The sequence below is a fragment of the Streptomyces xylophagus genome, from assembly GCF_000716435.1.
In the GTDB taxonomy this organism is placed as follows: domain Bacteria; phylum Actinomycetota; class Actinomycetes; order Streptomycetales; family Streptomycetaceae; genus Streptomyces; species Streptomyces xylophagus.
Genome location: NZ_JNWO01000166.1, coordinates 1 through 372 on the forward strand (window position 1 = coordinate 1; position 372 = coordinate 372).

1 protein-coding gene is annotated in these 372 nt (G+C 61.0%); it reads right to left on the reverse strand.

Annotation, left to right across the window (positions count from 1 at the left end; all coding sequences use genetic code 11):
- Positions 1 to 80: 80 nt before the first annotated feature.
- The coding region (locus OO70_RS50815; RefSeq protein WP_199827573.1) for a hypothetical protein at positions 81 to 372 on the reverse strand (292 nt) is incomplete at its 5' end.

A 372-nucleotide genomic window follows, 5' to 3' on the forward strand; every position in this document is an offset into this window, starting at 1 on the left:
CGTCACGACGCTGGCGTACTCAGGGGTGAGCAGTAGCGGCGTGTTGAACAGGCGCGTCGCGATATGCGCGAGATGCGTCACTATGCTTCTCCTGTTCCTCCGCCTTCTTGACCTGCGTTTTCGCCCTTTGCGGCGTTCGCTTTGATCTTGTTGGCGTTCAGTTCGGGGTTGATGTCTTCGGGCTTCAGCCCGAGCTTGTTCAGAAGTGCCTTCTCTGCGGCGCGCTGCACCAGCACCTTGCGGTAGTCACGGCCATCGGCCGCGCAGATGCTCTTGAGATCGAGCGCGCCCATGTCGTAGAGCACCTGATCCGCCTGGTTTTCCTTCAGCGGGTCAAGGCGCGGCTTCGACCACGTCTCGAACGTGCAACGG